The organism is Pedobacter hiemivivus (genome assembly GCF_005144565.1).
Classification (GTDB): Bacteria; Bacteroidota; Bacteroidia; order Sphingobacteriales; family Sphingobacteriaceae; genus Pedobacter; species Pedobacter hiemivivus.
Map to the genome: position 1 here is coordinate 103,896 of NZ_SWDX01000014.1, position 6,359 is coordinate 110,254.

6 protein-coding genes are annotated in these 6,359 nt (G+C 37.9%); 5 read left to right on the forward strand and 1 reads right to left on the reverse strand.

Annotated elements, in window-relative coordinates:
• The first annotated feature begins 3 nt into the window (after nucleotides 1-3).
• From FBD94_RS24185 to FBD94_RS24205, 5 genes are all read left to right on the forward strand, one after another.
• Nucleotides 4-873, forward strand: a complete 870-nt coding sequence (locus FBD94_RS24185; protein ID WP_136882119.1) for a tetratricopeptide repeat protein — start codon at nucleotides 4-6, stop codon at nucleotides 871-873.
• A gap of 251 nt (nucleotides 874-1,124) precedes the next feature.
• Nucleotides 1,125-2,675 carry an Rne/Rng family ribonuclease gene (locus FBD94_RS24190; protein WP_131612068.1) on the forward strand — a complete coding sequence of 517 codons (1,551 nt, stop codon included), beginning with the start codon at nucleotides 1,125-1,127 and terminating at the stop codon, nucleotides 2,673-2,675.
• Between the two features lie 169 nt (nucleotides 2,676-2,844).
• Complete coding sequence (gene radA, locus FBD94_RS24195; protein WP_136882120.1) at nucleotides 2,845-4,221, forward strand: DNA repair protein RadA; 1,377 nt, start codon at nucleotides 2,845-2,847, stop codon at nucleotides 4,219-4,221.
• A gap of 317 nt (nucleotides 4,222-4,538) precedes the next feature.
• Nucleotides 4,539-5,096: a LemA family protein gene (locus FBD94_RS24200; protein WP_136882121.1), complete on the forward strand. Its 558-nt coding sequence runs from the start codon at nucleotides 4,539-4,541 to the stop codon at nucleotides 5,094-5,096.
• Nucleotides 5,096-6,031 carry a DUF3137 domain-containing protein gene (locus FBD94_RS24205; RefSeq protein WP_136882122.1) on the forward strand — a complete coding sequence of 312 codons (936 nt, stop codon included), beginning with the start codon at nucleotides 5,096-5,098 and terminating at the stop codon, nucleotides 6,029-6,031. Before FBD94_RS24200 ends, FBD94_RS24205 begins: the two co-directional genes overlap by 1 nt.
• Nucleotides 6,032-6,167: 136 nt before the next feature.
• Here the strand turns inward: FBD94_RS24205 and FBD94_RS26170 are convergent.
• A partial coding sequence (locus tag FBD94_RS26170) for a hypothetical protein (protein WP_205945321.1) occupies nucleotides 6,168-6,359 on the reverse strand: 192 nt, incomplete at its 5' end.

The following is a 6,359-nucleotide window of genomic DNA, read 5'->3' on the forward strand; positions in this document are numbered from 1 at the left end:
ACCATGATAAAAAGTATCCATTCCAAACAAATTATTCTAATAGGCGCTGTCATTTTGCTTGTAGCATTTTTGTTTACGAGGGATATTAAAGGTTTGGTAAAACCGAAAGAAGATACCACTGCTGCTGTTCCTTCTGCTGGGCAAATGCCTGCTCAAGAAACAGCAGCAATCAATTTAACTGAGGTTTCGACTACAGGTAAAAATTTGCTAAATGCTAGTCTTGCCGCTGAAATCACCTCATTAGAAAATGCCTTTAAATCTGCTTCTGAAGACAAGAAAGCTCCAGCAGCAAAATTATTGGCCCAAAAATGGGATGATCTGGAACAAACTGTTCCAAGCGCATTATATTTAGAGATTGTAGCAGCAAAAGAGCCTACTTTAAACAATTGGCTAGTAACGGGTGATAAGTTTTTAAAAGCTTATGACAACACTCGCGATACCTTATTACAACCTGCATTGTTACAAAAAGCCAATACGGCTTATACCAATGCAGTAGCTGCAGATTCGACCAGTGCTGATGCTAAAACAGGCCTAGGTATTACCATTGTTAATGGTATGGGTATGCCAATGCAAGGTATCGCCATGTTAATGGATGTAGTGAAAAAAGACCCTAAGAACTTAAAAGCAAATATGAGCTTAGGTACTTTCGCCATAAAATCCGGTCAGTTTGATAAAGCGATTACAAGATTTAATAGTATTATTGCGATTAAGCCTACCCCAGATGCTTATTTTTATCTGGCTACAGCTTATGAAAATCTTGGAAAAAATGAAGAGGCAATTGATGCTTATTTAAAGAGCAAAAAATTGGCTGCCAATGCAACTTTATCTAAATTTATTGATGAAAAAGTAATTGCATTGAAGACTAAAAAATAATAAACAGATTCAAAAAATATTTAAACTTTAAAATTATGCCAAGCGGTAAAAAAAGAAAAAGACATAAAATGGCTACGCACAAACGCAAAAAACGTTTAAGAAAAAACAGACATAAGAAAAAATAATTTTTCTTAATGTTTATTGCTCAACAACTAAGGCTAGGATCTGATCGTAGCCTTAGTTGTTGGCAGCAATATTTTTTTTATTGTCCATGTGTTAATAAGGCAGTAATGCCTTAAAATCTGTAGCTTTTGGTAAAGGAACTAATTATAGATTCATCTCCTTCGGGAGTAACCATAGCTTTAATTGAAGATAAACACCTTGTAGAACTTCATAAGGAGCAGATCAATAACAATTACGCAGTTGGAGACATTTATTTAGGCCGTATAAAGAAAATTATGCCGGGTCTAAATGCTGCGTTTGTTGATGTTGGTTATGAGAAAGATGCCTTTTTGCATTATTTCGATCTTGGTCCTCAAGTACAATCTTTAATAAAGCTTACAAAAATCAAGCGTAATGGCTCTGTTAATGGCACACTATTAGATAATTTCAAATTAGAAGAGGACATTAACAAAGCGGGTAAAATATCAGAGGTAGTCAATAAAAACCTTGTTTTACCTGTACAAATCGCTAAAGAACCAATCTCAACAAAAGGACCTCGTTTAAGTTCTGATCTTTCTATTGCAGGAAGATATATTGTATTGGTACCCTTCTCTAATGTAATTTCAATTTCCAAAAAAATTAAGAGCAATACCGAACGTAATCGTTTAAAAAAGATTATTGAAAGTATTAAACCTAAGAACTTTGGCGTAATCATTAGAACCGTCTCGGAAGGAAAAGGCGTTGCAGAACTTCAGAAAGACCTTTTGGATTCTGTAGCCAAATGGGAAAGCTTTATAAAAAAGCTGCCCGATGCCGAACCCTCTAAGCGCGTTTGGGGTGAAATGGACCGTACATCCACACTGATCCGTGATATTTTAAGTACAGACTTTACAAATGTTTATGTAAACGACACTAATCTTTTCGAAGACATCCGCTCATATGTACATGAGATTTCTCCGGAAATGGAAAAGATTGTTAAAGTATACAAGCATAAGGAGCCTATATTTGAACATTTCGGTATTGAGAAGCAAATTAAAAATGCTTTTGGAAAAACGGTAAATCTAGCTGGTGGAGCCTACCTTGTGGTAGAGCATACCGAGGCTTTGCACGTTATTGACGTGAACAGTGGCAATAGAACTGCGAGTAAAGAAAATCAGGAAGAGAATGCACTCCAGGTAAATAAAGAGGCGGCTAAAGAAATTGCCCGCCAATTGCGTTTACGTGATATGGGTGGTATCGTTGTGATCGATTTTATTGATATGCACAAACCTGCGAACAGAAAAATGTTGTTTGATCACTTAAGAGATCTGATGATGCTGGACCGCGCGAAGCATACCATACTTCCTCCAAGTAAATTTGGCCTTGTTCAAATCACCCGTCAACGTGTGAGACCAGAGATGAACATCGTAACAAGCGAGAAATGCCCTACCTGCGACGGTACGGGAGAAATTAAGGCTAGTATTGTTTTAATGGATGACATTGAAAATAATCTGACCTATATTTTGCAGGAGCAAAACGAAAAAAATATTACGCTTTGTGTACACCCGTACATCGAAGCTTACATTAAAAAAGGATTGATTTCTTTACAGTGGAAATGGTTCTTTAAATTTGGACAACGGATAAAAATCAAAGCAGTTCCGTCGTATAACCTTACTGAATTCCATTTTATTTCTTCTAAAGACGAAGAGATTAAATTATAATAATAACCACGGTTGTTTGAACAGGCCTAATTTCTTGATAGAGATTAGGCCTGTTTTGTTTTAACTGCTGTTTATTTCTGGAATTTAGTCTAAATTCGTAAGCCCTTACGGAGTACAGTGTCTTCCTGAGCATCCCAGATGACGAAATCATTCATTAAAATCAAATCAATTGGCTAAAACAAAATCAGCATATTTTTGTCAGAGTTGCGGGTATGAATCCGCAAAATGGCTGGGTAAATGCCCATCCTGCAACGAATGGAATACTTTTGTTGAAGAAGTAATTGAAAAATCAGCAGCTAAGGTTCCTACATGGAAAAGCAGTTCGGAAACCCAACGCGTGAGTAAGCCGAATAAGGTAGACGATATCCAATCCATAAGCGAAGAACGTACCCTTACCGGAGACAAAGAACTTGACCGTGTTTTAGGTGGCGGCCTTGTTGCCGGATCGGTCACTTTAATTGGCGGAGAACCAGGAATTGGAAAATCTACTTTAATGCTCCAGCTTGCCCTAAATATTTCGGGTAAAAAGATCTTATATGTTTCGGGAGAAGAGAGCGAGCAGCAGATTAAAATGCGTGCAGAACGAATTACAGACAAGCCTAAAGCGGATTGCTACATTTTAACGGAAACCTCGACCCAGAACATCTTTAAGCAAATAGAGATTCTTAAACCCGATATCATTATTATAGATTCTATACAAACGCTACATTCAGCACATATAGAATCAACGCCAGGAAGTGTATCGCAAGTAAGAGAGTGTACGGCCGAACTGTTGCGTTTCGCAAAAGAAACAGATACCCCGGTATTTCTTATCGGTCACATTACCAAAGATGGAACGATTGCAGGGCCAAAGATCCTTGAACACATGGTAGATACCGTTTTACAATTTGAAGGCGACAGGCACCATGTATACCGGATATTGCGCTCCATAAAGAACAGATTTGGAGCCGCTGCTGAGCTCGGTATTTATGCTATGCACAGCAGTGGTTTAAGAGAAGTTTCGAATCCTTCGGAAATTTTACTTTCACAGCGTGATGAAGAGCTGAGCGGGATAGCCATTTCGGCCACATTAGAAGGTGCCAGACCGATGTTAATTGAAACCCAAGCATTGGTTAGCGCAGCAGCCTACGGAACGCCTCAGCGCTCTTCAAATGGCTTTGACACCAAAAGAATGAATATGCTACTAGCTGTCCTGGAAAAAAGATGCGGTTTTAGGCTGAGTACGCGGGATGTTTTCTTAAACATCGCAGGTGGCATTAAAGTGGAAGACCCGGCAATTGATCTCGCTATCCTCGTTGCAATCATCTCTTCGCATGAGGATATCTTTATTTCCTCAAAAATATGTTTTGCAGCCGAAGTTGGACTATCTGGTGAAATAAGGGCGGTTAATAGAATTGAGCAGCGCATCTCTGAGGCAGAGAAACTAGGTTTTGAGCGAATTTTTTTTTCCAACTATAATATGAAAGGCCTAATAGTTGAACGTTATAAAATCGAGCTTAGCCCAGTAAGTAAAATAGAGGATGTCTTCTCCGCATTATTTGGCTAAAATGGGCACAATTGAGTAAATAACACCCCGCTTTTACACATATTGCGCATTAATTTGCTCGAATACAGATATTGATAGCAAAAGCAATCAATATATATAAACCTGTATAACAGGAGTTTAAACCAAAACAAAGTCGTTTTTCAATAATGGCCTATTAATTGCCTTTATCTATACGTTACCGTTCATTTATGAATTTTAACAAAACAATAGGGATGATTATCCTCGTTATCGTTAGATAACGAGGATTTTTTTTTGCCTTAAGCACTTAACGCAAGTATTTGATTTTTTTATATATTTATAAAAACTCAAACGCCGAAATGATAATAGCCTTAATTATTCTAGTTGTAATCGTTCTTGTAGGGATCGGTTTCTACAACTCCCTTATCGGAAAGAAAAACCAAGTCAACAACGCCTTCTCGGCAATTGACGTCATGCTAAAAAAACGTTTTGATCTACTACCAAATTTGATCGAAACGGTAAAACAATACATGAATTATGAAGAAGGCTTACTAGGAAAGATCGTTGAATTACGAACTAAGGCCACAACTGCAAGCCTCAGCAATGAAGAAAAGCTGGACATAGACCGGCAGTTGAGTACAAGCGTGAAGGGACTAATGGTAACCGTTGAGAACTACCCAGATTTAAAAGCCAACAATAGCTTTATCAACCTTCAAACTACCTGGACAGAGAGTGAAGAGCAAATAGCAGCGGCGAGAAGAACATATAACGCTTCGGTTACCGATTATAACAATGCAATCATGATGTTTCCAGGGAGTATTTTTGCTGGCATGATGAATTATCAGCCTATAAATCTGCTTGCCAACACGGAAGAAGAACGCAAAAACATTAGCGCAAAAGAGCTTTTCAATAACTAATGGACAGCGTACTAGCCGACTTAGAAAATCAACGAAAAGAAGTTTCTGCACTAAAAATAAAGAGCTACCTGTGCATTGCCATAGGTATTTTAACTATAGTGGCAGGAATTGCTTCCGGCACTTTTGCCATAGCCGGGGCTGTTATTGGCGGAATAATGCTGATTACAGGCTTTGTTTTATGGAGTAAGACAAATGCTAAGTTTTACCAATACAGACATAGTTTTAAGCAAGGAGTAATTCCACTGGTTCTCAAAACCATAGATGAAAGCCTTGAAATGGATTATACAAACGGTCTGTCGGAAAAAGAGTTCATTTGTTCCCAGCTATTTAGCAAAGAGCCGGATCGCTATAGGAGCGAAGATCAGGTTTCTGGAATAGCAGGAAAAACATCATTTTCCTTTTCCGAACTTCATGCAGAGTACAAAACTGTTACGCAGACAAAGAATGGTAGGCAAGAACATTGGCATACCATATTGAAAGGAATCGTTTTTTATGCCGATTTTAATAAGAATTTTAATGGTGTAACCATAGTAAGACCCAAAGATATGGGGACAGCGTTAGGCGCCTGGATATCAAAAGCAATGCCTATATTCAATTCTTCAGACCGAACACCTGTACGGCTGGAAAATCCCGAATTTGAAAAAGAATTTGCTACCTACTCAACGGATCAGGTAGAAGCCCGATACATTTTGACACCGGCGATGATGGAACGACTATGCGAGCTAAATAAGCGCTGCAGTTACACCATTTCACTTTCATTTATAGGTTCCTGCGTTTTTATCGCATTCCCCCTAAACAAGGACTACTTCGAACCCCCTGTGTATAAAAGTATTCTTACTTCAGGTTTTTTAAATGAAGACACCGAAGTAATTCGATTTATGTATGGCATTATTAAAGATCTGGACTTAAATACAAGAATCTGGACGAAAAATTAATCAGTAAACTAAAAGGGCTATATCTCACGAGAGGGCACTGAAAAAGTTCCTCATTTATGAGCCAGCTTAAGGAACGATCAAGTAGAACATGTTTTTTACTTGATCGTTTTTTTTATTGAACAAAGTTGAGATTTCGTTATACTGATTTTTTGATCAATATATACCTGTCTTTTTCGAAGGATAAATAAGCATTTTGGTTGCAATTGACTGGATTTAACTCAGATTTATTGAATATTAGATCAGTTTTAGGATTCTTTTTAAGTTTACGGTAAAAATTGCCATAGCCCCCTGCATTTCCATATTCTGTATTCCATAGGAAGTCGCACGT